This is a genomic window from Polycladospora coralii (assembly GCF_014773435.2).
GTDB lineage: Bacteria > Bacillota > Bacilli > Thermoactinomycetales > Thermoactinomycetaceae > Polycladospora > Polycladospora coralii.
Map to the genome: position 1 here is coordinate 143,240 of NZ_JACXAG020000002.1, position 24,473 is coordinate 167,712.

General features: G+C 39.2%; 25 protein-coding genes and 1 tRNA gene. 18 read left to right on the plus strand and 8 right to left on the minus strand.

Annotated elements, in window-relative coordinates:
* Positions 1-2 precede the first annotated feature (2 nt).
* From IC619_RS04840 to opp4C, 8 genes are all read left to right on the plus strand, one after another.
* Positions 3-932 carry an ABC transporter permease gene (locus tag IC619_RS04840; protein WP_191139209.1) on the plus strand — a complete coding sequence of 310 codons (930 nt, stop codon included), beginning with the start codon at positions 3-5 and terminating at the stop codon, positions 930-932.
* Positions 933-948: 16 nt separating this feature from the next.
* Complete coding sequence (locus IC619_RS04845) at positions 949-1,965, plus strand: ABC transporter ATP-binding protein (RefSeq protein WP_191139208.1); 1,017 nt, start codon at positions 949-951, stop codon at positions 1,963-1,965.
* A gap of 2 nt (positions 1,966-1,967) precedes the next feature.
* The gene (locus IC619_RS04850) at positions 1,968-2,939 is read left to right on the plus strand and encodes an ABC transporter ATP-binding protein (protein WP_191139207.1); all 972 of its coding nucleotides are present in this window, start codon (positions 1,968-1,970) and stop codon (positions 2,937-2,939) included.
* Between the two features lie 354 nt (positions 2,940-3,293).
* Positions 3,294-4,307: an ABC transporter ATP-binding protein gene (locus IC619_RS04855; protein WP_191139206.1), complete on the plus strand. Its 1,014-nt coding sequence runs from the start codon at positions 3,294-3,296 to the stop codon at positions 4,305-4,307.
* On the plus strand, positions 4,282-5,262 hold the full coding sequence (locus IC619_RS04860) for an ABC transporter ATP-binding protein (protein ID WP_191139205.1): 981 nt from the start codon (positions 4,282-4,284) through the stop codon (positions 5,260-5,262). The genes IC619_RS04855 and IC619_RS04860 overlap by 26 nt, the downstream gene beginning before the upstream one ends.
* Positions 5,263-5,378: 116 nt before the next feature.
* Positions 5,379-7,052 (plus strand): ABC transporter substrate-binding protein, encoded by a 1,674-nt coding sequence (locus tag IC619_RS04865; RefSeq protein WP_191139204.1) that lies wholly within the window; start codon positions 5,379-5,381, stop codon positions 7,050-7,052.
* 68 nt (positions 7,053-7,120) lie between these two features.
* The gene (locus IC619_RS04870; RefSeq protein WP_191139203.1) at positions 7,121-8,083 is read left to right on the plus strand and encodes an ABC transporter permease; all 963 of its coding nucleotides are present in this window, start codon (positions 7,121-7,123) and stop codon (positions 8,081-8,083) included.
* 15 nt (positions 8,084-8,098) lie between these two features.
* Positions 8,099-9,022 (plus strand): oligopeptide ABC transporter permease, encoded by a 924-nt coding sequence (gene opp4C, locus IC619_RS04875; RefSeq protein WP_191139202.1) that lies wholly within the window; start codon positions 8,099-8,101, stop codon positions 9,020-9,022.
* 56 nt (positions 9,023-9,078) lie between these two features.
* On the opposite strand, the gene IC619_RS04880 is transcribed toward opp4C, so the two are convergent.
* Positions 9,079-9,300, minus strand: a complete 222-nt coding sequence (locus IC619_RS04880) for a NifU family protein (protein WP_191139201.1) — start codon at positions 9,298-9,300, stop codon at positions 9,079-9,081.
* A 240-nt stretch (positions 9,301-9,540) separates the two neighbouring features.
* Here IC619_RS04880 and cysK point away from each other — a divergent pair, with 240 nt between their 5' ends.
* The 4 genes from cysK to IC619_RS04900 all read left to right on the plus strand — a co-directional run bounded on the left by cysK (position 9,541) and on the right by IC619_RS04900 (position 12,256).
* Entirely contained in the window at positions 9,541-10,467 is a 927-nt protein-coding gene (gene cysK / locus IC619_RS04885) for a cysteine synthase A (RefSeq protein WP_191139200.1), read from the plus strand.
* 4 nt (positions 10,468-10,471) lie between these two features.
* Positions 10,472-11,602 (plus strand): bifunctional cystathionine gamma-lyase/homocysteine desulfhydrase, encoded by a 1,131-nt coding sequence (locus IC619_RS04890; RefSeq protein ID WP_191139199.1) that lies wholly within the window; start codon positions 10,472-10,474, stop codon positions 11,600-11,602.
* Between the two features lie 15 nt (positions 11,603-11,617).
* Entirely contained in the window at positions 11,618-11,935 is a 318-nt protein-coding gene (locus tag IC619_RS04895; protein WP_191139198.1) for a DUF1462 family protein, read from the plus strand.
* An 81-nt stretch (positions 11,936-12,016) separates the two neighbouring features.
* On the plus strand, positions 12,017-12,256 hold the full coding sequence (locus IC619_RS04900) for a DUF1450 domain-containing protein (protein ID WP_191139197.1): 240 nt from the start codon (positions 12,017-12,019) through the stop codon (positions 12,254-12,256).
* Positions 12,257-12,440: 184 nt separating this feature from the next.
* Here IC619_RS04900 and mqnE (IC619_RS04905) read toward each other — a convergent pair whose 3' ends face one another.
* Together mqnE (IC619_RS04905) and mqnE (IC619_RS04910) are read right to left on the minus strand one after the other, a co-directional pair.
* Positions 12,441-13,541, minus strand: coding sequence for an aminofutalosine synthase MqnE (gene mqnE / locus IC619_RS04905; RefSeq protein WP_191139196.1), 1,101 nt, complete (start codon positions 13,539-13,541; stop codon positions 12,441-12,443).
* An 18-nt stretch (positions 13,542-13,559) separates the two neighbouring features.
* Complete coding sequence (mqnE, locus tag IC619_RS04910; RefSeq protein WP_191139195.1) at positions 13,560-14,672, minus strand: aminofutalosine synthase MqnE; 1,113 nt, start codon at positions 14,670-14,672, stop codon at positions 13,560-13,562.
* A gap of 371 nt (positions 14,673-15,043) precedes the next feature.
* Between mqnE (IC619_RS04910) and IC619_RS04915 the strand changes: the two genes are divergently transcribed.
* Positions 15,044-15,301 carry an aspartyl-phosphate phosphatase Spo0E family protein gene (locus IC619_RS04915; RefSeq protein WP_191139371.1) on the plus strand — a complete coding sequence of 86 codons (258 nt, stop codon included), beginning with the start codon at positions 15,044-15,046 and terminating at the stop codon, positions 15,299-15,301.
* A 21-nt stretch (positions 15,302-15,322) separates the two neighbouring features.
* On the plus strand, positions 15,323-15,679 hold the full coding sequence (locus tag IC619_RS04920) for a HesB/IscA family protein (protein ID WP_191139194.1): 357 nt from the start codon (positions 15,323-15,325) through the stop codon (positions 15,677-15,679).
* Between the two features lie 575 nt (positions 15,680-16,254).
* On the opposite strand, the gene IC619_RS04925 is transcribed toward IC619_RS04920, so the two are convergent.
* Complete coding sequence (locus IC619_RS04925) at positions 16,255-17,253, minus strand: NAD(P)/FAD-dependent oxidoreductase (RefSeq protein ID WP_224749466.1); 999 nt, start codon at positions 17,251-17,253, stop codon at positions 16,255-16,257.
* A gap of 476 nt (positions 17,254-17,729) precedes the next feature.
* Here IC619_RS04925 and IC619_RS04930 point away from each other — a divergent pair, with 476 nt between their 5' ends.
* Positions 17,730-18,920, plus strand: a complete 1,191-nt coding sequence (locus tag IC619_RS04930; RefSeq protein WP_191139192.1) for an NAD(P)/FAD-dependent oxidoreductase — start codon at positions 17,730-17,732, stop codon at positions 18,918-18,920.
* Between the two features lie 213 nt (positions 18,921-19,133).
* Positions 19,134-19,292, plus strand: a complete 159-nt coding sequence (locus IC619_RS04935) for a YuiA family protein (RefSeq protein WP_191139191.1) — start codon at positions 19,134-19,136, stop codon at positions 19,290-19,292.
* A gap of 41 nt (positions 19,293-19,333) precedes the next feature.
* On the opposite strand, the gene IC619_RS04940 is transcribed toward IC619_RS04935, so the two are convergent.
* Positions 19,334-20,098, minus strand: a complete 765-nt coding sequence (locus IC619_RS04940; protein WP_191139190.1) for a chlorite dismutase family protein — start codon at positions 20,096-20,098, stop codon at positions 19,334-19,336.
* A gap of 244 nt (positions 20,099-20,342) precedes the next feature.
* On the opposite strand from IC619_RS04940, the gene IC619_RS04945 reads away from it, so the two are divergent.
* Positions 20,343-20,612 carry a YuiB family protein gene (locus IC619_RS04945; RefSeq protein WP_224749467.1) on the plus strand — a complete coding sequence of 90 codons (270 nt, stop codon included), beginning with the start codon at positions 20,343-20,345 and terminating at the stop codon, positions 20,610-20,612.
* 31 nt (positions 20,613-20,643) lie between these two features.
* On the opposite strand, the gene IC619_RS04950 is transcribed toward IC619_RS04945, so the two are convergent.
* Positions 20,644-21,480 carry a helical backbone metal receptor gene (locus IC619_RS04950; RefSeq protein ID WP_191139189.1) on the minus strand — a complete coding sequence of 279 codons (837 nt, stop codon included), beginning with the start codon at positions 21,478-21,480 and terminating at the stop codon, positions 20,644-20,646.
* Between the two features lie 16 nt (positions 21,481-21,496).
* The gene (locus IC619_RS04955) at positions 21,497-21,982 is read right to left on the minus strand and encodes a divergent PAP2 family protein (RefSeq protein WP_191139188.1); all 486 of its coding nucleotides are present in this window, start codon (positions 21,980-21,982) and stop codon (positions 21,497-21,499) included.
* A 406-nt stretch (positions 21,983-22,388) separates the two neighbouring features.
* Here IC619_RS04955 and IC619_RS04960 point away from each other — a divergent pair.
* Positions 22,389-22,473, plus strand: a tRNA-Leu gene (locus tag IC619_RS04960).
* Positions 22,474-22,543: 70 nt separating this feature from the next.
* Here the strand turns inward: IC619_RS04960 and IC619_RS04965 are convergent.
* Positions 22,544-24,253, minus strand: coding sequence for an aromatic amino acid hydroxylase (locus tag IC619_RS04965; protein ID WP_191139187.1), 1,710 nt, complete (start codon positions 24,251-24,253; stop codon positions 22,544-22,546).
* Positions 24,254-24,473: the final 220 nt, after the last annotated feature.

The following is a 24,473-nucleotide window of genomic DNA, read 5'->3' on the forward strand; positions in this document are numbered from 1 at the left end:
ACATGAATACGTCTGAAAAATTATCTCCAGATCTGTTTAAGCCCGCACAGCTGGATAGCAGTGAAGGCGAACAGATCCGCAAAGAATCAGTCAGCTATTGGCAAGATGTGATACGCCGCTTTCGCACCAATATTGGGGCGATTGTTGGACTTTCCATTATTATTCTGTTTATTGTGATGTCCTTCGTCGGTCCATACATGAATTCGTATGATATTTCAACGCAAAACTACGATATTCAAAATCTCGAATCGTTTTCTGGTGATCATTACTTTGGAACAGATAAATTTGGTCGTGACTTGTGGACCAGAGCGTGGTACGGTGCAAAAATTTCGCTTTTAATCGCTTTTTTAGCAGCTTTTCTGGATGTGACGATAGGCGTTACGTATGGGGGAGTCTCAGGATATTATGGTGGACGAGTCGATAACATCATGCAACGTTTCCTAGAAATTTTGTATTCGATTCCTAACCTGATTATTATTATTTTGATGCTACTGGTATTTGAACCTGGAATTATACCGATTGCTTTGGCATTATCCATTACCGGGTGGGTACCCATGGCTCGAATTGTACGGGCACAAATGATGAAATTAAAATCACAAGAGTATGTACTTGCGGCACGTACACTTGGTGCGAGTACCTATCGCATTATGACGAAGCATCTAATTCCAAACGTGATGGGTCCGATCATCGTAGCGGTAACCTTTGCAATCCCAAGTGCTATCTTCTTCGAGGCGTTTTTAAGTTTTATTGGATTAGGTTTACGACCGCCTGGTGCTAGTTTAGGGGTACTATTAAACGACGGAAATAAATTATTACAAATTTATCCTTACCAACTATTTTGGCCCGCACTGATCATCAGTTTAATTATGTTGTCGTTTAACTTATTAGGTGATGGTTTGCGTGATGCACTAGATCCTAAAATGCGGAAATAAAAAGGGGGGAGATTTAATGACTAAGGTATTAGATGTGAAAGACTTACATGTTTCGTTTAATACATTTAACGGAGAAGTACAAGCAGTTCGAGGCGTTACATTTGATGTAACAAAGGGTGAAACGGTCGCTATTGTGGGTGAATCAGGTTGTGGAAAGAGTGTAACCTCACAAACGATTATGCGTCTTATTCCAAACCCACCTGGCTTTATTAAAGAAGGTCAAATCGTGTTTGAAGGACAAGATTTGGCCCAGTACAGTGAGAAGCAAATGGAAAAGGTACGTGGAAATGATATCGCGATGATTTTCCAAGATCCTATGACTTCCTTAAACCCTACGATGACAGTAGGTCGACAGATCACAGAAGGGCTTATCCAACATCAAAATATGAGTAAACAAGAAGCCCATGAAAAAGCGATTGAAATGTTACGTTTGGTAGGCATTCCATCTCCCGAGTCGCGTATAAAACAATACCCACATCAATTTAGTGGTGGAATGCGGCAACGTGCCATGATTGCGATTGCACTTGCGTGTCAACCGAAACTTTTGATTGCGGACGAACCGACAACAGCACTTGATGTTACGATTCAAGCACAAATAATTGACTTGATGAAAGATCTTCAGAACAAGATTGATACCTCTATTATCTTAATCACACATGATCTTGGTGTTGTAGCGGACATTGCTGATCGTGTTGTGGTAATGTATGCAGGTAAAGTGATTGAGACTGGAAAGCTGGATGAAATCTTTTATCAGCCGAAACATCCATACACATGGGGTTTGCTTGCTTCCATGCCGAGATTGGATCAAGATGACAATACGGAGTTATTACCGATTCCAGGTTCTCCCCCTAATTTACTCAATCCACCTCCTGGTTGTCCGTTTGCAGCGCGTTGTCCACATGCCATGAAGGTGTGTACGGAACAAATGCCAGAGACAACAGAGGTTTCGACAACGCATCAAGTAGCTTGTTGGTTGGATCATCCACTGGCACCGGATGTTAAACCACCTGCTGGCGCAGTGAGGGGGGAATAAGGATGGCATCTAAAGAAAATGTCATATTAGAAGTAAAAGACTTGAAAAAACATTTCCATATTGGTAAACAAGTTGTACAAGCAGTAGATGGTGTCACATTTGATGTTATCCGTGGTGAAACATTGGGACTTGTAGGAGAGTCAGGTTGCGGAAAGTCGACCATCGGTAGAACTTTGATTCGTCTATATGAAGCGACTTCTGGTTCCGTTAAGTTTAATGATCAAGATGTTTATAAATTAAAAGGTAAAGGGTTAAATCAGTTTAACCAAAAAATGCAAATGATTTTCCAAGACCCTTATGCCTCGCTTAATCCAAGGATGAAAGTTTTAGATATCATTGCTGAAGGTATCGATATCCATGGCTTAGCTAAAGGCGAAGAGCGTCGTAGGCGTGTGGTTGAATTGCTTGAAGTAGTAGGGTTAAACGCTGAGCATGCTGACCGCTTCGCACATGAATTTAGTGGTGGACAACGCCAGCGTATTGGTATCGCACGGGCCTTAGCGTTGGAACCTGATTTTATTATTGCGGATGAACCGATCTCTGCGTTAGATGTGTCGATTCAAGCACAAGTTGTGAACTTGATGAAAAAACTACAAAAAGAACGCGGACTTACCTATTTATTTATTGCCCATGATTTATCCATGGTGAAATATATATCTGATCGTATTGGTGTCATGTATTTGGGTAATTTAGTGGAGTTATCGGATAGCGATAGTTTATATGATGAGCCGCTACATCCTTATACACAGGCCTTGTTATCTGCTGTACCTGTGCCAGATCCTGAGGTTTCGCGTACACGTGAGCGAATTATTCTAGAGGGGGATGTACCAAGTCCAATTAATCCTCCGAGTGGTTGCCGCTTCCGTACACGTTGTCCACATGTGATGGATATCTGTGCGCAAGAGGTTCCAGAATGGAAAGAAGCTAGACCAAAGCATTGGGTTGCGTGTCACCTATATAATGAGGATAAGTAAAATCAAAAATAAGCCTATTTCTCTATTGTACATTGATAGAGAAATAGGCTTATTTAAGTAGATTACGAAGCTATCTGATACTTTATTTTGATTTATTACCATAATAAGGTTATAAATAAAGACTTGCAATTTGGTACAAACATTCTTAAAATTACTGATAATAGTTGAATATGAATAGCAAAACAGGCATATGAGTTTAATAACGAATTTAATTTCTGATATATTAAAAATGTGAGAAGGAATTTGTCGAAATGGGTAGAATATAATAATTATATGCCAGTTTGTTTCTTATATTCATAATTTTATTTCATTATATGTGATGAGATGATGTATAAAATGACAGGAGGGTAGCAGATGATAGATGAAAAATTGCTCATAATAAATGATTTAAAAACGGCTTTTTCAACTAGTATGGGATCCGTTACAGTAGTTGACGATGTTTCTCTTTATATTAAAAAGAAAGAAACGCTTGCTCTGGTGGGTGAGTCGGGATGCGGAAAAAGTATGACCTCACTATCTATTATGCAATTATTACCAGTTAATGGAAAAATTATGAATGGCGAAATTATATTTAATAATCATAATCTAGTTGAACTGTCTGATAAAGAAATGTCGAAAGTTCGTGGAAATGATATTGCAATGATATTTCAAGAGCCTATGACTTCGCTAAATCCTGTTTTAACGATTGGAGATCAAATCACGGAAGGGTTGCTTTTGCATCGAAAATTATCAAAAAAAGAAGCAAAAGATCGAGCGGTTGCCTTGTTAAAACTAGTCGGATTTTCGCGTGCAGTAGAAGTGATGAAGGAATACCCCCATCAATTATCAGGAGGAATGCGACAAAGGGTGATGATTGCGATGGCGATGAGTGTGGATCCATCATTACTAATCGCAGATGAACCCACTACAGCCCTTGATGTAACCATTCAAGCACAAATACTTGAATTAATGCAAGAATTAAAAGAAAAATTTGATACCTCTATTCTGTTAATTACACATGATTTAGGTGTTGTAGCAGAAATGGCCGATCGGGTTGTGGTGATGTATGCTGGGGAAGTTGTTGAAGAAGCGGATGCCCTTTCCTTATTTGAAGATCCTTCCCACCCTTATACGCAGGGATTGATCAAATCCGTACCCTCATTAGATGTACAGCAAGAAAGACTGTATTCTATTCCTGGAACCGTTCCTGCTCCTAATGAGGTGACTGTGGGGTGTCGCTTTGCACCACGCTGTGCTCAAGCATGGGAAAGATGTTCTAAAGAAAAACCTAGTCTATATCAAAGAAAAAATGGACATCAAGTACGTTGCTTTTTGTATGAACTAGGAGAAGGGACGAATTACAATGAGTCAGGCGCTACTCACAGTTAAAAATTTATCTAAACATTTTCCGATAAAAGGTGGAGTATTTAGACGTACGGTTGGACAGGTAAAAGCAGTCGATAACATCAGTTTTTCAGTAAATAAAGGAGAGACTTTCGGCTTGGTCGGAGAATCAGGATGTGGTAAATCTACAACAGGCCGAACGTTAATCCGGTTATTGGAGCCTACTGCGGGAGAAGTTTTATTTGAAGGCAAAGATATTGCACGATTAGCGAGGAAAGAGATGCAAGCGGTAAGAAGAGATCTTCAAATGGTATTTCAAGATCCCTATGCATCATTAAATCCGCAAATGACGGTAGGAGAACTAATAGAAGAGCCTATGAAAGTACACGGGCTATATAATAAGCAAGAGCGTCAAAAAAGAGTGAAAAAGATGATGGATCTTGTAGGATTAAATGCACAATACATCACTCGTTATCCTCACGAATTTTCTGGAGGACAACGACAAAGAATTGGTATTGCGCGGGCACTGTCGCTAGAGCCGAAGTTGATTATAGCAGATGAACCGGTGTCAGCATTAGATGTATCGATTCAATCACAAGTGGTCAATTTAATGGATGATTTGCAAAAAGAGTTGGATTTGACGTATATCTTTATTGCACATGATTTAAGTGTGATTAAACATATTTCTGATCGTGTTGGTGTCATGTATTTGGGGAGAATGGCCGAGATTGCACCAAAGCAAAAGATTTATGATCAACCACTCCATCCGTATACAAAGGCTTTACTATCAGCAGTACCCGTTCCAGATCCAAAGGTGAAAAAAGAACGAATCATCTTATCTGGGGATGTACCAAGCCCATCTAATCCCCCTAGTGGATGCGCCTTCCATCCACGATGCCCTAAAGCGTTTGCACGTTGTAAAACAGAGAGACCACAGCTTCTTGATATCGGTGAGGAACATTTTGTAGCCTGCCATTTATACGATGTTGATGAAGGCTAAAACATCGGGGGATCATGGGATGAAGCGTTTTGATCCTATTGTAAGGAGGTGATAGAACACGTATTTCGACTATAAAGTGTACTACGATTTGAATCAATCATTAAGGGGGAGTAATTGTGAAAAAAAAGTTATCATTTCTGAGTATTTCATTTATTTTGGTTTTATCGGTATTTTTATCAGCTTGTGGTAACAAGCAAGATGCAGGAAGTGGTAATGGTGCCACTGGTGAACCCCAAGATGGTGGCAAAGTCACATTAGCAATGTTTAGTGCACCTCAAGGGATATTTAATCCGGTGTTTTATGAAGATCAGTATGATGCCTATGTGCTGGAGTATACTTTTGATGATTTATTTGGCTATGATAGCAATTTAAATATTTCGACGGAGAAATCATTAGGAGATAGCTACAAGTTTGAAAATGATAATAAAACACTAACCATCAAAATGAAACAAGAGGCGAAATGGCATGACGGTAAACCGGTCACCATAGACGATATGATTTTTGCTTGGGAAGTGATTGCGGATAAAGAATACACCGGTCCTCGTTTCTCCAATATCTCCATGATTAAAGGGGCACAGGAAAAGAAAGATGGTAAAGCAGACAAAATAGCAGGGATAACAAAAATAGACGACTATACAGTTAAACTTGAATTGAATCAAGCACAGGCTAACACCATTTCGGAAATATGGGACTATCCACTTGCGAAGCATTTATATGAAGGCGTTCCGATCAAAGATATGCCAAATGCTGAACCAACGAAGAAAAATATAGTAGGAAATGCCGAGTTTAAAGTGAAAGAAATTAAGGCGAATGAGTATGTCGTATTGGAACGTAATGATGATTATTGGAGAGGAAAAGCGCATTTAGATCAAATTGTATTAAAAGTAGTTAACCAAGATGTTGCAATTGGGGCATTAAAGAAGGGTGACGTCGATTTTGTACCTCAAATTCAACCAAAAGAGTTCGATGATTTAGATAAAAATGACAATGTAGAGATCAAAGAAATTGGTGACTTCGGTTATCAGTATATGGGGATTAACCATGAAAGCACCAAATTACAAGATCAAAAGTTACGCCAAGCGTTAGTATACGGGATTGATCGTGCTGCTATGGTGAAAGGACTACTGAAAGGACATGGATATGTACTCAACCAACATATTCCTAAAGTAAGCTGGGCTTATAACGAAGGCTTAGATGATGCTTATCCTTATGATGTTGAAAAAGCAAAATCAATTTTGGCAGAGGCTGGATATAAGGATTTAAATGGGGATGGCTTTGTAGAAGGTAAGGATGGAAAAGCATTTTCACTTAAATTAGATTATCCAACCGGAAATCCAGTGCGTGAACAATCAGCGCCGATCATTAAAGAAAATCTAGAAAAAATAGGCCTAAAGATTGATTTACAACAACCACGTGAAGTCGCTTCACACTATGATGCTGTCGAACAAGGAAAAACAGAATTGTATCTAGCGGGATGGGGTTTAGTTCCTGATCCTGATCCATCTGGTATTTTCCTCAGTACCGATACATTTAACTATCTACGTTATAAAAATGCGGAGAGCGACAAGTTAATTAAAGCGGCAGTAACAAGTTCAGATGCTTTTGACCAAGCCAAACGAAAAGAAATGTATAAAACGTGGACTGAAAAAATTAATGAAGATGTGCCACAAGTATTCTTATATGGTCAAAACCGGATTGAAGCTTGGAATAAGCGTGTTAATGGCGTAACCTTCGACTGGAGAGGTGCGATTGAATCACCTGATGCGATTGATTGGTGGGTAGCGAAGTAAGCTGAATCGAAGGGTGGATGTAGAAGGTTTAAGGGCTTCTACATCCCTTGTATATAAGGAGGGTTGATATGTCTCAATATATCGTGCGTAGATTTCTAATCTCTATTCCAGTCATCATTCTTATTTCTGTTATCTTGTTTAGTTTAGTGCAATTAGCACCAGGAGATGCCTTCAGTGGGCAATTTGACCCGAATATTGATGCTTCATATTATGAGAAAATGAGAAAAGATTTTGGATTTGATAAGCCTCCAGTTGAGCAATACTTCATGTGGGCGTCAAACTTCATACAAGGAGATTTTGGTATCTCGTTTCGGCATAAAGTTGAAGTCTCTGAAATGATTGGCAATCGAATTGGAAATACTTTTTTTCTTGCGATTACGGCTATGATTATCACATATATATTGGCTATCCCGATCGGAATTTTTTCTGCAGAACGTCCTTACAGTAAAATAGACTATACCATTACGGGGATTTCGTTTGTGGGTTTGTCTATCCCTACGTTTTATGGGGCACTGATTGCCATCTATCTCTTCTCTTTTTATTTAGGATGGTTTCCGTATAGTGGTACTGAAACAGTGGGAAATGACTATACCGGAATGGCCTATATTTTGGATAAATTACATCATGTTTTATTGCCTGCATTTACTTTAGCCTTTCTATCGATTGCAGCCTATACCCGTTATATTCGTGCAAGTGTTTTAGATGCCAAGCAACAAGATTTTGTACGTACTGCTTTTGCTAAAGGTTTAGATCAAAAAGTAGTCCTTCGTAAACATGTGCTACGCAATGCATTGTTGCCTCTAATTACCTTATTCGGTTTAGATTTAGGCTTACTCGTTTCAGGGGCTATTATTACAGAATCCATCTTTTCTTGGCCAGGATTAGGTCGTTTATTATATGAAGCAACGATTAATCGTGATTACCCGATTCTCATGGCGGGATATATGATTATCGCGATCTTTGTTTTAATTGGGAATCTGATCGCAGATATTTTGTACTCTGTAGCAGATCCACGCATTCGATATGATTAAGGTGGTGACGGATACATGTCAAACCCCAATATAAAAATAGATGAGAATACGAAGACACCTATAGGGTCTCATAAAGCGATTAAAGGACAATCCCCTTTTCAACTTGCTTTTACTCGTTTTCGTAAAAATAAAGGAGCTCTAATTGGATTGATCATCTTAACGTTGATCACATTGATTTCAATAGCAGCTCCAATCTTGATTCAAGTAGATCCATCAGCGACAGATCTTTATAATACAAGTGCTGAACCAAGTAGTGAGAAATGGCTAGGAACAAATGATGCTGGACAAGATGTATTTGCCCGCTTAATATACGGTGGGCGTATCTCCTTATTGATCGGATTTGCCACGATGATGCTCACCGTTTTGATTGGGGGGACATTAGGTGCTTTAGCAGGCTATTTTGGGAAATGGGTAGATATGGTTATTATGCGTCTGACAGATGTATTGTTAACCTTGCCGACACTATTAATGGTTTTATTTTTAGTGGCACTACTCGAACGTACCAATGAATGGATTCTCATCATTGCGTTAGGATGTACGGCTTGGGCTTCAACAGCTCGTATTATTAGAAGTGAATTTTTATCACTCCGTGAGCGAGAGTTTGTTTTAGGTGCAAAAGCGATTGGTGCCAATGACTTTTACATCATTGCGCGTCATATGATACCCAACGTGTTGGCTCCACTAATTGTGGCAGCAACATTGCTAGTTGCAAATATGATCTTGGTAGAATCAGCACTTAGTTTCCTTGGTATGGGAGTTCCACCTACTACGCCAACATGGGGTAACATGTTAAATGAAGCGCTAAATATGCGTGTGATTGAAGAACAGCCATGGTTATGGGTACCGCCTGGTATTATGGTTGTACTTACCGTATTATGTATTAATTTTATCGGTGATGGGTTAAGGGATGCTTTTGATACCAAGTCGACACGACGTTAAATTCCAATAAAAAACCACTTTCGCTATTGTGAAAGTGGTTTTTTATTGGGTCGGGCTTATAAGACTTGTTCTACTTCTTTTACTTCCGGGATTTCTTCCATTAGTGCACGTTCGATTCCTGCTTTAAGGGTAATGGTTGAACTTGGGCAACTACCACAAGCCCCCAATAAACGTACACGTACAACACCATCTTCGATTTCTACCAATTCTACGTCTCCACCATCACGTTGAATAAAAGGACGTAATTTATTCAGTACTTCTTGTACTTGATCTTCCATGTTTAAATAGGCTCCTTTCGTCTATGCAAGTAAACCCAATACCGGATACTAAGCAACTTAGGTTAGTGAGAATATCTATCAGTTTAATTGTAGATATTTTTACTAATAAAATCAATGGGTTGAACAGGATAATATCTGGAAGAAACCATTCTTTTTTATGTAGCTACTTTTCTCGCCACATAATAATTGTTAAGATAAAGGCTAGAAGGAAGCGAATCGAAAAGCAGAGGAGGTACATAGATGGGAAAAAAGGTTGAAGATATAAGAGAATTAATTGGAGATACACCCCTTATTCGTTTAAAGAGAATGGGGTTGCCAGAGTCTGTGTCTTGTTATGCTAAACTAGAAGCATTTAATCCTGGTGGCAGTGTGAAAGACCGCTTAGGTTTAGCTCTAATTCAAGCCGGTGAACGTAGCGGAAAACTAAAGCCAGGTGGTTCTATTATTGAACCAACAGCTGGAAATACAGGTATTGGATTAGCATTAGCAGCTGTAGGTACAGATTATCAAGTTATTTTTGTGGTACCACAAAAATTTTCCGAAGAAAAGCAAGAACTGATGCGAGCTTTAGGTGCCAAAGTAATCAATACACCAACTGAAGCCGGCATCAAGGGTGCAATTGCTAAGGCGCAGGAGCTAGCGGCTGAAATTCCAAATTCTTACTGTCCGCAACAATTTAGTAATCCAGCTAATCCAGAAGCGCACTATGAGACAACCGGGCCTGAAATTTGGGAGCAAATGGATGGAGAAATTGATATCTTTATCGCTGGAGCAGGATCTTCAGGAACGTTTATGGGAGTGGCTAAGTTTTTAAAAGAAAAGAACCCCAGCATTCGAACGGTGATCGTAGAGCCAGAAGGTTCAATTATAGCAGGAGGAGAGCCTGGTCCACACAAGACAGAAGGAATAGGAATGGAAGTAATACCCGACTATTTTGATCGGTCTTATATAGATGAAGTATATACAGTAACTGATGAGGAAGCATTTCCTTTGGTCAATCAATTAGCCGGGCAGGAAGGGTTATTGGTAGGTAGTTCTTCAGGTGCGGCGATGTATGCAGCATTAAGAGAAGCAGAGAAAGCACCTACAGGATCAAATATTGTGGTGATCTTTCCTGATAGCAGCGAACGTTATCTAAGTAAAAAAATATATCAAGGCGGGGTGTAAGAAGATGAAACTGGATACAAAAATGATACATGGCGGCGTGTTTGGTGATCCGCATACTGGAGCGGTAAGTGTACCGATCTATCAAGTATCAACTTATAAACAATCTAAGGTTGGAGAACATGCGGGTTATGAGTATTCTCGTACCGGTAATCCGACGAGAGATGCTTTAGAAAAATTAATTGCAGATGTTGAAAACGGTGCCCGCGGACTCGCTTTTTCATCAGGAATGGCTGCGATCTCCACATTGTTATCCTACTTTAGTCAGGGAGATCACATTATTATCGGGGATGATGTATATGGTGGCACCTATCGTGTGATTACGAAAGTGTTTACGCGATTAGGCCTTGAAGCCTCCTTTGTGGACACGGGTGATATAAACGCTGTGAAAAAGGCGATCAAGCCCCATACACGCGCCATCTATATGGAAACGCCAAGTAATCCGCTTTTAAAAGTAACAGATATTAAAGAACTTTCCACCTTAGCAAAGCAAGCAGGGCTATTTTTATTTGTAGATAATACTTTCTTAACACCGTATTGGCAAAACCCTCTGGATTTAGGTGCTGATGCTGTATTGCATAGTGCGACTAAATATTTAGGTGGTCATAGCGATGTTGTGGCTGGTCTCATTGTTACGAAAGAGGAGAAATTTGGAGAGGAATTACATTTCCTTCAAAACTCAATCGGTGGTATACTTGGACCGCAGGACTCATGGTTACTCATCCGTGGAATGAAAACATTAGGGCTTCGGATGAAACAACATGAGCTAAATGCTCAGCAGATTGCCAAGTGGTTACAAAATCATGACCAGATTGGTCGCGTATATTATCCTGGTTTGGCGGATCATCCAGATCATCATACTGCTAAGACACAAGCACGTGGTTTTGGCGCAATCATCTCCTTTGATGTTGGAAGTGCTGAAGCAGCAGATCGTTTACTTGAACAGACAAAGTATTTCACCTTAGCTGAGAGCTTAGGAGCTGTGGAAAGTTTAATCTCGGTTCCAGCACGGATGACACACGCATCTATTCCTGCTGAAAGAAGAGCTGAACTTGGAATTGTGGACGGGCTAGTAAGAATTTCTGTAGGGGTTGAAGATGTAGAAGATTTGATTGCTGATTTAGATCAAGCGTTATGATAAAAGGGGTATATCATGACAGTTGAAATCATTGTGTATGGTGCAGAAGAAATTTGTGCGAGCTGCATAAACTTACCTTCATCAATCGAGACGACCTCTTGGTTAGATGCTGCCTTAGGGCGAAAGTATGGAAACCAAGTTAGGGTACGCTATGTAGATATTGACCAACCTATAACAGATGAAGAAATTGAAATGGCAAATAAAATTAAAAGAGAAGATTTGTGGTATCCCGTCGTGGTGATTGATCATCAAATTGTTACAGAAGGAAACCCGAAACTGAAAGCTATCTATCAAGTATTGGATAAGATAGGTATTGTAGACAGGCATGAATAAGAGATAGCTTGGTCATAATTGACCAAGCTATCTCTTATTCGGAAAAGATCATCATAAATGGATGAAGAGAGGGATAGGGGCATGCGACCACTTGTCGAGTTTTGTGTAAATAACTTAACCGAAGATGTACTCGCAATTAAAAAAGAATTAGAGAAAGATTTTGAATTAGATGTGCTAGAATATGGATGTTTAGGCAGTTGTGGAATCTGTGCAGAACAGCCGTTTGCGATGGTTGACGGTGAAGTGATAAGAGCTGCTACAGGTGCGGAGCTACTCGAGCGTATTTACAAACTGATTGATGAGAAGGAAACATATATTTAAAAACAGTCGTGTTAATTTGCACGATTTTTCTATTTTACCGTCATCGCAAAAGTCCCTGTCATTCAAATCTTTCAGGTTTTGGCTATGCTAATAAGTTACGGAGAGAAGGTATTTCCTCCACTCATTGGACACGACTCTTTTTGTTCATAAAAAAAGCAGGTATAAATGAATATACCTGCTTTTTTTATGAATAGATTTTGATGGGATGATAAAAAGTATCTCTTTCGACTGCAGTACGGTTAGCGCCATGAATTAACCAAACCAATTCATCTATGGTTAGTGCAGTTTGTGTTAAAGCGCCTGCTGCATGACTAATTCTTTCTTCAATTAAGGTGCCATGTAAATCAGATGCACCAAACTGGAGAGAAAGCTGAGCGAGTTGCGTACCAATATTGATAAAATAGGCTTTGATGTGCGGGAAATTATCCAGCATGAGTCGGCTAATGGCCATCGTGCGCATATCATCCATTGCAGATGTGCGACGACGAATGGACGCATTTACACTTTTAGGTTGCATAGCTAGTGGTATGAAAACCATGAAGCCACTCGTTGTATCTTGTAACTCACGCAATCGAATCATGTGTGTTAACCGTTCTTCTGGTGTTTCTATTGAACCATATAGCATCGTTGCATGTGTCTTGAGTCCAAGCTCATGGGCAATTTGATGCGCTTTTAGCCAATCATCCGTACTTGCTTTATCAGGACTCATTTTTGCACGATAACGCTCAGTTAAGATTTCGGCGCCACCACCAGGCAATGTATCAAGTCCCGCAGCAATCAAATCTTGTAAGACCTCTTTCATTGTGCGACCCGTAATACGAGCAAAAAATTCAATTTCAGCCCCAGTATAAGCTTTAATGGCAACCTGAGGGTAATGTTTTTTTAAGATCGATATTGTGTTGAGATAATAATCAAAATCAACTTGGTGGTTATGTCCACCTACAATATGAAATTCTTTTAAACCTTCCGTATATCTCTCCCCAACATACTGTAATAATTCTTCAGGTGACATTGTGTACGCAGCCTCAGAATTTGGATCTTGACGAAAGCCGCAAAAAGCACACTTTGCTTCACAAACATTAGTAGGGTTAATATACAAATTTTGTATAAAATAAACGTTATTTCCGTTTTTCTTTAAGTTAACATGATTAGCAAGTTGCCCAATTGTGAGCAAATCAGGTGATTGATATAAAGCTAGTCCGTCTTCGAGTGTTAGACGTTCCCCGCTTTGAACCTTGGCAATAATATCTGTCAAGGTAGGGTCAGCAGAAGCAATCAATGACATCTGAAGTCCTCCCTCATCTTATTCATATCTTTTTATTTCATGATATAATGTATCTCTTTCCACAGGGATACGACCAGCTTCAAGAATCATATTGATAAAATCTTGCTTGGGTGTGACATGACTAGATCGAGATCCTGCAGCATGTACGATCTGTTCTTCCATTACGGTTCCATCCAAATCATCTACTCCAAATTGAAGAGAGACTTGTGCTAACTTAAGACCAATCATCATCCAAAAAGCACGGATATGTGGAAAATTATCTAGCATTAAACGAGCCACAGCTAGCAATTTTAAATCGTAGATACCAGTTGTATCACGGCCATGCAGATTAAACTCATCAGCTAACTTCGTATTGTCAGGATGAAAGGCAAAACCAAAAAATGCTTGGAAGCCATTTGCTCGATCTTGGTGGTCACGTAAGCGAACGAAGTGGTCAATGACATGCTCAGGTTTTTCAATATGACCGTACAAGATAGACGCATTTGATTTCATACCAAGTTGATGTGTAATCTCGTGAATTTCAAACCATCGATCTGCACTTGTTTTGTGACCTGATATGACCTTACGTATTTCTGGATCAAAAATCTCAGCTCCACCGCCTAAAATAGAACCTAGGCCTGCATCACGTAGACGGGTTAAAGTTTCGTCAACACTTAATTTGGAAACACGTGCCAGATAATCGATTTCCACTGCAGAAAAAGCTTGTACATGGATATGGGGATTATGTTTTTTGGCAAGTCGAATCATTTCTTCGTAATAAGAAAAAGGGAGTTTTGCATTGACACCCCCTACAATGTGTAACTCAGTAAATGGTTTAGTTGCAATTTCTTTCATTCGTTCTTCAAGTTGTTCAAGTGATAAAGTATATGAATTTGGATGATCAGGCTTTACTCCGAAAGCGCATAATTTGCAATCTAAATAGCATACATTTGTATAATTTAAGTGTGTATTCACAATAAAATATGCTTTATCTCCATTTTTCCTTTTTCTCACTAGATCAGCCATTTGACCAATTGTAAGTAGGTCCGGAGATTTCATTAGACGAACGCCATCTTCAAAAGAAAGCCTTTCTCCTTTTTCCACTTTTTCTTTAATATCTTCGAGATCATGCCTAATATGTGTGGTTGACATTCGACAGAATTCCTTTCGACAGTAGATATAAGTGATGGTCATCACTCAATACGACGAAGTCTATCTCATTCTATCATAAAGAGTGCGTGAAAGAAATCACATTCTAAGTTTAGGTGGGGTATCGCTAACAATATAACCCGTACAGAAAAATAATCACACATCAGAACGTGAAAGGGGTCAGAATTTAGAGGGATGTGTCAAGAGTGAATTGCAATTGATGTCAAAAAAAAAGAACTAGTCTATTAAATTGTAAAAATTAGGGCTTTTATTTTGTGATTTGTCTGTGTATACTAATAATAGTACATTTGTTCGAGTTGCTGGTACAAAAATAGAGAAAAAAGGGTCATAAGGAGGCGGATCCATTGTGGACGATGGATTTAGAGGAGCAAATTGAAGGGTTGCGAATGGAAATGGAAGATACGGCTATGCGGTTGGGACTAGGTCATCCCAAGGTATACCAGTTAAGTTTAGAGCTTGATCGTCTTCATAATTTATGGGAAAAAGAAAAGCAAGGCCAAGTTTGTCTATACGCTTTTGGAACGCACGATTCTAAAATAAAAGAACCAGCTGTTGGAGAATGGGTACATCTGATGGTGGTTGTATCTGAAGCGAAATCCCCTGTATACTAAAAGTGAAAGGGGGCATGAAGAATGATCACACTTACAGAGCCTGCTGCTCATAAAGTAAAAGAAATGCTTCAAGGTCAAGATAATCCGGGTGAACTATATCTCCGTGTTGGTGTACAGTCCGGAGGTTGTAGTGGTTTTTCTTATGGAATGGGATTCGATAGCGACCGATCCGAACATGATATCACTTTGGAGATTCATGGTGTCAAAATTATCGTTGAAAAAAAGAATGAACCTCTGCTGAAAGGCACCATTATTGATTATAAAGAATCGATGATGGGTGGGGGCTTTAGTATAGAAAATCCCAATGCAAGTGCGACTTGTGGTTGTGGTTCGTCGTTTCGAACTTCAGAACATGCAGGTACACCTGGCGATTGCTAAACACGAGTGGCGAAATGCTCCTTTTCAATATTGAAAAGGAGCATTTCATATTTAGGCGAAAATAGACTAACTAAAATATTTGATTTGTGAGATAATGAACATGTATAGGAGATTATAAAACGTTGTAACATGAATCAGACTAGTCTCTTAACAAGTGTGTTGATTGACTAATCGAACCACTTGGTGTTTGAAAGTGATTGAAAATCCTTTAAACGGGAAAATGATTAATTATGGAAGTGTTGATTCATTTGTGAATGAATTCACTTGTAGTAACTTTTGGTCATAACAGTTGGGACAATAGGTTAGATGCACACAAGGGGAATGACTGGATAGGACTGTCTCATATGGACTGTAGTCCGACCAAAACTGAGAAACAGGACCATCGTCGTGCATAGCATTACCACAATGGGAACATATAGCATGAAACAGCTGTAGCCCATTACAGAGCGGACAAATCATCCTTGTTGAATCTCCTTCCATGATGAGTGTAGCAAAAGGTAGTAATAAATAACTAACACATACCAAGATATGGGTAGTGTTAGTTATTCGAATGATAAGTATACAAATAGTGGGAGTTAAAGTTTTAGATTGGAACTGTGAGCAGGTTGGAGTCTGGCATCTGGATCGATATATAACTTAGCGTGATTTACTGCGATGGGAGCTTCCCCAAAACCGGTAGCGATTAGCTTTACCTTCCCAGGATAAGAAGCGATATCGCCAGCACTATAAATGCCAGCAATATTGGTTTCCATCATGGAATTGACCCGAATACTACCTTTTTCAATATTTAGCCCCCATTCTTTAATCGGGCCTAGCGATGAAATAAAACCGAAACTCACAATGACTTCATCCACAGCAAAAGTTTCACATAGTTCTTTTTGATGAGATAAAGTGACGCCTTCAATGCGGCTATTACCATGGAAACAATTAATTTCTCTAGGTGTTATCACTGTAATATTTGAATTTTTTAATTGTTCCACACTATGTTCTTGTGCACGAAATTGATTGCGACGATGAATCAATTTAATACTTTTAGCAATAGGCTCCAGCATGAGCGCCCAATCTAATGCAGAATCTCCTCCACCAGCAATCAAAACGTCTTTGCCTACAAATTTGGATTGATCATTAACAAAATAGTGCAAATTTGTCTTTTCGTATTTTTCGCAATTTAGCAAGTCGATCTTTCGTGGTTCAAAAGCCCCGCAACCAGCTGTAATAATGATCGATTTGGTAAAGTAAGTATTCTGGGTTGTATTTATTTCAAAATGGCATTCCTCATGCTTCGTAATATTGATTACTTTCTCATTTAAATGGTATTGGGGTTTAAATAGGCTAGCTTGATCGATAAGATTATCGATAAGTTGTTGCGCAGTCACTTTAGGAAAGCCTGCGACATCATAGATATACTTCTCAGGATAAAGTGCAGATAATTGACCACCTAATTGAGGCATACTCTCTATTACTTTCACAGAAGCGTGTCGAATACCAGCATAAAAGGCAGCAAATAAACCAGTTGGACCTCCACCAATAATAATAATATCAGTTAATTCGGCATTTTTTTCAGCTAAATTCAATAAATGCACCTCCAAGTAAATTGAATAAAAATTGAGAAAGTAGGTGATGCGTATCGATTCACATGAATTTTCCATCCTACTGTCGTGTATTTTGCTCTCCTTGCACTTTCACCAAAAACCTTACGACGAGCCCCCGAATTGCCTGTCAGTCAAATCGGAAGGGATTTTGGTTCAAAATACACTGCCTAATCTTGGTTCATCGACACTATTGATGCAACATACTAGGAACTTGTCTATCTTATAACTTTATTGTAACGTATTTTCTAGTTTTTTCCGAGGGATATAATTACCAGTCTATATTGCAGGCAAAATCGGATAGGAAGAAAAGAAGTGGATACAATGTGAACAAAAACTCTTGCCAAAAGTACGTGAAAAACATATCATATACAATGGCATCATTTTATATGAACGTTGATTTAATAGAAGTAAAGTTTGTGATAACTTAATCATACTATGTAGATGGATGTGAGTGAACAATGAGTACACCCAAAATCGTTATTCTTGGAGCGGGCTATGGTGGTCTGATGACAGCCAAAGGGCTACAAAAAGAATTAAATTATAATGAGGCTGAAATTACCCTTGTAAGTAATCATAGCTATCATTACATTACGACTAAACTGCATGAACCGGCAGCAGGAACTTCGCATCATGATCATGCACGGATTCCGGTGCAATCAGTCATCAATACCAAACGCGTTAAATTTGTCCAAGATCGTGTAACAGCAATTAAAACAAATGAAAAAGCTGTTCATTTGGAAAGTGGTAAAACGCTAGCATATGATTATCTAGTAGTTGGAATCGGGAGCGCTCCTGAAACGTTTGGTATTAAAGGCTTATTGGAGAATGCCTTCTTTATCCGTAATATAGATGGTGTGCGTGTGTTACGTGAGCACATGGAATACAGCTTTGCTAAATATCAAACTGAGAAAAAAGATGATTTAATTACCATCGTTGTGGGCGGCTGTGGTTTTACAGGAATTGAATATGTGGGAGAACTGGTTGATCGCATGCCAAGTCTCTGCCGAGAGTACGATATTCCTTTAGAAAAAGTTCGTATCGTCAATGTTGAAGCAGCGCCTACTGTACTACCTGGATTTGATAAAGATTTAGTCGATTATGCGGTTAAATACTTAGAGAGTAAAGGCGTAGAATTTTTACTGAGCACACCGATTGAAGAATGTACAGAACAGGGTGTAATGCTTAAAGGTGGCCAGGAAATCAAGGCAGCAACGGTTGTGTGGACAGGTGGTGTGCGTGGAAATAAGATGGTTGAAGAGGCAGGCATCGAAACGATGCGTGGTCGTGTAAAAGTAGATGAATTCCTACACGCACCAGGTTTTGATAATGTCTTTATTTTAGGAGATAGTTCTTTGGTTTTCCCGGCAGATGGAGAGCGTCCATACCCTCCTACAGCTCAAATGGCAACACAACAAGGACAAGCGCTAGCTAAAAACCTATCTGCTAAGATACGTGGACGCGAGATGAAACCTTTTAAATATGAAGCTAAAGGAACCGTAGCATCTCTAGGAAGCAAAGAAGCGATTGGCATGGTAGGGAATCGCAAATTGATGGGTGGTTCAGCTTCATTTATGAAGAAAATTATTGATATGCGTTGGCTGTTTTTACTGGGCGGTATTTCGCTAGTAATTCGTAAAGGGAAATTTTAGGTTAGGATATAAAAAGCTTTGTAGGATGCATACTTCCTACAAAGCTTTTTCACATAATCAGTAGCTTTTCTATAAAAAAAGAAGGAAAAAAGAAATGATAACGCTTACATAAACGTTCATAACATTTAAAACTTAAATATGAAACTTTGCAATGGAGGTTATTTTCGGTATAATGTTCAGAAAATACAAATATTAATTTAGGGGGATTTATATATGTCAACGAAGACATTAAAACAAGCTGGGAAATGTACGTACTGCAATGGAGAAGGTTATGTACAATTACTTTTAGGTGGATCAGAAACCTGTCATGCTTGCCATGGAACAGGAAAAAAAGAAAAACCCATTTCATATAAATTTACGGAATATTTATGATAGAAAAAATGAATCAGCCTTAAGAGGCTGATTCATTTTTTTTATAGCGTATTTAAGGTGCTATCAATATCTTCTTTGCCTATACAAGTAAACATGGGCACATCACGTAATGTGTAACGGCTTGCTTCTGTTTCTCGTAATTCCTGAACTAAATGTAAAAAGTCTTTGGCATCGTCTGTTTCAAAGGCAACAACGAACTCTTGATCGTCTATACCAAAGCTATAAGTTGTGTTTAGTTTCACACTTGGGTATTTACTTCCGACTTGAATATGCTCGTCCATCATGCCTTGACGGGTTGGAAAAGAGAGTTGATACCAATCTCTTGTTTTAATAAATGGATAAATAAACAAGTATTTGCTACGGCCAGGTATAATATGTGTTCTAGGGTTTTGGTGTTCAGGGTCCATTTTATCTACATAAACACTTCGCTTGGTAATTGAAAGATAGGAATACGTAATGGTTAAGTATTGTCCAAGGCCAGTATGCATTAATTGACTCGTCATTTCATGAAAAACTTCTAGATCATTGGCAATTCTCCATAGCATAAACTCTGCATCAGAGCGGATACCTACTAGAGAATATGGCAATACAAATATGCCAGAACGTTCTTGGTACTCTTTTACGATTCCAGCAAACTCATTCTTACCTTTGGTTTGTTCATCTATGGGTAAACGACGCCAAGCTGGGTCTACCTTAAAAAAAGTAAAGTTGACAAATTGAGTGGGAAGACTTGGACGACTTGCTCCTTCCGTGTTTGCTTGAGCTCCAGGTCTTCCAGTAAATGGGGGTCTTCCTTGTGGACGCATGCTTATTCCTCCTTGATTTCATTCCATTTATAAGTGAACAAGAAAGTAAACGTTTTATTACTTTAGTCACATAAGTATGGCTTGCAATAGGCAAGTTTTCTTTATTGTAACGGACTAACAGGGAACTAGCAAACCTCCACCAGGCGATTGTCAACAGATTGTCGTTGTTTTGAAGACCAATTCATTGACCGTCTTTGGTCTGGTTTAGTAAAATAAATGACATGAGAAAGAAGGAGGAAATGGCATGCCTGGAATACAAATTGCTCAGATCATCATTTCTATACCGCTATTGTTTGTCCTCTTTTTTGGCATTGGCTTTGTGCTAAACATGATTTTAAAAACAACATGGCTACCGCTGCTCGTATTTTTGGGAGTAGTTATTTATATCGGTATGGGCTTAACACAAATTTTTACTGTCATTAATGCAATCTTTTTCTTTTCTGGTTTAGCAGGTGCAATCGGCGGAGTTTGGACAATTAAAATACTGAGAGAAAAAGGGTATCGCATGTTTTAAAAGATGATCACTTTAGTAGAAAACCTTTTCGTTAGTGTTTGCGATGAGGTTTTTTTCTCGTGTCTACAAAAGGGTTATCTTCAGTCAGTGCTGTAAATCGATCTGGATATAACAGATGTGCTAGATGCTTAATTCCCATCAATAGGCGGGGGGACGGGCGACAATACCACCCTTCTTCTAAGATGTGAATGTTTTTTTTATGAGATAAGTTAGTATGATTGAAGGGTGGTCTTTCGATAATCATAGACTTTTTTATGCGATGGATCGGTATCCCTGTCCAAACGATCAATGCAAGATCAGGCTGTCTCTGTGCGACTTCTAACCAAGTGGTTTGATATGCTTCAACGTCTTGATCCGCAAAGATGTTTTCAGCTCCAACTAAGTTACTGATTTCGGTCAACCAATTTAAACGACCAGGGGAAAATACAGGTTTTGGCCACCATTCCCAGTATATGTTAGACTTAGCGTGATCGCGTGGAATGTGGTCTTGTATTTGCCTAATTTCCTGTAAAAACGCGTTTGCCATGTCAGCTGCTTGTGTTTGCATCTTCAACGCCTTTCCGAGTGTATAAAAATCATTTGCAATTTCGGAGAGCCGCTTAGGGTTTAGAATGATGTAAGGGATATGCTCTTGTTGTAGGCGCAGTATGTTTTTTTCCATACCTGGAACGGATAAAGAAGCAATAACAAGATCAGGTCTTAATTTTTTTATTTTTTCGATATCAATATCTAAATCCGGACCCAACCGAGGAAGTTCACGCCATTCCTCAGGCCAGTCGGAATAATCATCCAATGCGATCACTTGATCTCTTATTCCAAGATAATACAACATTTCTGTATTGCTTGGACAGATTGAGACGATTTTCATATTAAGCCTCCCTGTATCATAGATACCATATCCAATAGAGGAGCAATGCAATGGAAATGCCAAACCAAGCACCAGTAAATACTTCAATGGGCTGATGGCCAAGAATTTCTTTTAATTTCACGGTTGTTTCTTTAGATGGACTTTCTTTTAAGTTTTTTAGTTCGTTGACAAGGGTAGTAAAATCATTAACTAATTGATTTAATATTTGGGCATGCATCCCAGCTTGTCTACGAACACCTGTAGCATCGTACATGACAATGATTCCTAAAATCATGGCAATAGCAAAAGAACTGGAGTCCCATCCCTTTGTTAATCCAATAGAGGTGGCAAGTGATGTGACGGCTGAAGTATGACCGCTAGGCATACCGCCAGAACTTAATATCCAATTCCAGTCCCATTTTTTTGAAACCGTATAGTTCCAAGGAACTTTTAGAAATTGCGCTAAGAAAATAGCGAGTAGCGCAGTCCAAAGTGGAAAATTGTTTAGAAGCTGGTCTAACATTACGCGATAGGCATCCTTTCATTGTTCATACGTAAGTCAGGATTTGTATGATTAAATTATGATTCATATGACGCAAAAGGAATAAGTGTGGTAATTTGCATGATGTTTCCATTGGATCGTCGTGCACGCCTATAAGGCGGCTCTGCAAAACCTTTACGGCGCTTTCAAAACGATCTATTGGTGAAACCTATTTTTTAGAACTTGGCAATGGGAAGTAAAGGCTCAAAACACACTTCCTAATCAATAAGAATGAAACAGGAACGACTTTATTATAACGTAACTTGAGGCTTTATTGTTTATTGACTTTATTAAATGTCGTTTAATTTTGGAGTAGCAGGCTTCAATCTAAGTATAGATTGACAAGTTTTTCTCTTCGTGATAGTATATATCCAGTTGTTAAATTTATGCCAGTGTGGCGGAATTGGCAGACGCGCACGACTCAAAATCGTGTTCCTTCGGGAGTGTCGGTTCGACCCCGACCACTGGTACCAAAAAAAACCAAGATGTGGCTATGGCCGCATCTTGGTTTTTTTATCATAGAGAGTAGGATAAAACTACTCTCTATGATTGTTTCAATAAATCTAGTCCACGTTCAATCCACATTTTCAACTCCGGCTTTTCCTCTGCAATACGATGTAGGGTTCGATTTACATGTTGTTCGAGTCGTGCATGCTTGTGGTTAGAAGTTTGAGCAAAAAGCTCTAAAATTTCAATTCGCAAAAGCCAATCTTGAGGGTATTGATCATCTAAGGTTTGAATGATATTTTCGATAGCGTGCATATCTGCCTCTCCCTCACGAATTTCGCGGATGGCTTGATACAAATGATCCAGTGTAGAAAGAGATACACAAGATGTCGCATCTAATTTTGTGTCAGTCGCCTCTGTTTCATCTTGAAAAAAATGCTCTGGATCGGCTGCACCTGCAAAAACAGATGAAATATGGCTACCGATAGCTAAATCATAGGTTCCCCACTCAGGATGAAACAGAATTTGCTCTTGGTAAGAAACCGTACAATCGATTAGCGATAAGAGAAGAACTTGTCCATTTTGTTCAAACCATTGCACGATTCGTCCTTCTACACAAACACCACTCTCATATTGAATGGTTATTTTACTATCGGGCTTTAAATCGGTGCTGATAGGCGTAATGCACTTGCCTATTGGGGCTCCAAATCCATCAGCATGTGTTTCTTTCCCATGATGCGGGATTTGAGAGCCGTGGTAAGATAACGATGTTGGCCCTGTCGTTTTTAGATAAATAGCTTCTCCAGTGCCATCATAAATAAGATCAGTAAATGTCCCAGTAACTTGTAATCCGGTATGATACTGTGCTGTTGCCGTGTCTGCTGAACGAAGTGCTTTACGTAGGCCTTCTGTTCCGCCAGTTTGAAAAGCCATTCTTTTACTTAGTTGTTCAACAGCATCTACTAATTGTTGGAAACTGTCGCATACAAACAATTGTGGTTGAGGTCTGGTCACATCATAATCTGTATCAATGATTTTTTCGAGGTCAAATGGTATTTTTTTTATTTGATCTGATAAACAGTTTTGTCCTTCTCCCATTGATGACAGTAGACCTGCTCCATAAATTTTAGGTTGTTCACAGCTACCAATTAATCCATACTCTACAGTCCACCAGTACAGCCTTGAAATAAGAGTAGCCTCAGACACTTCAGTTACTTGTGCGATTTTTTCTTGCAGGAGTTGCTCTGCTTCTTTTATTTGATCCGGTGTTGAGTCCGGTTTCTCCATTAACTGTGATAATAAACGGGTTGCCTTAAAAACTTCTAATTCTTCTTGATTGGAAAGTGCTTTAGCACCAATCTCTCCAAAACGTTTAACATAATATGCGTATTCAGGATCACACAAGATCGGTGCATGTCCTGCAGCTTCATGAATAATATCTGGCGTAGGTGTATATGCAATATGGTCTAATGTCCGCAAATCGGTTGCGATTGGGAGCAGCCCATGGGCCTGGAAATCAAAAAACGCAACACCGGGTATTAATCCATCTATGGGGACAGCGCCCCAGCCAAAAGGTTTTAAACACGCGTCCATCTCTTCTACTCGTGGGATGCGATCGATTAAAATACCAGATTGAAACAATCCATCTTGATAAGAGGCGTGTGAATGCTTTTTAAAATAGTGGTAATTTTGCCGCATTACATAACGCCAGACGGCCTGATTAATGGGTGTATATTGTTCATAGTCCTGCTTGGAAACATAGCGCTTTAGATGAGCTGGTATGGGATTGACTAAAGTTGTTGTCATTTTCTGCACGCTCCTTTTAATGGTCAAATAAAAAAAACTTTCTTCCCAATTAGGGGCGAAAGTTTCCGCGGTACCACCCTATTTGACAAACTATTTCTAGCTTGTCCACTCTTATCGTGATTCATCCTGATAGCGCAAGTGTAATTCAATCGTGATCTTACCCGGATTCGCAGCAACCATCCGGTCTCTGGGGCTGTAAGCAATCAGATCTAATGAGCTT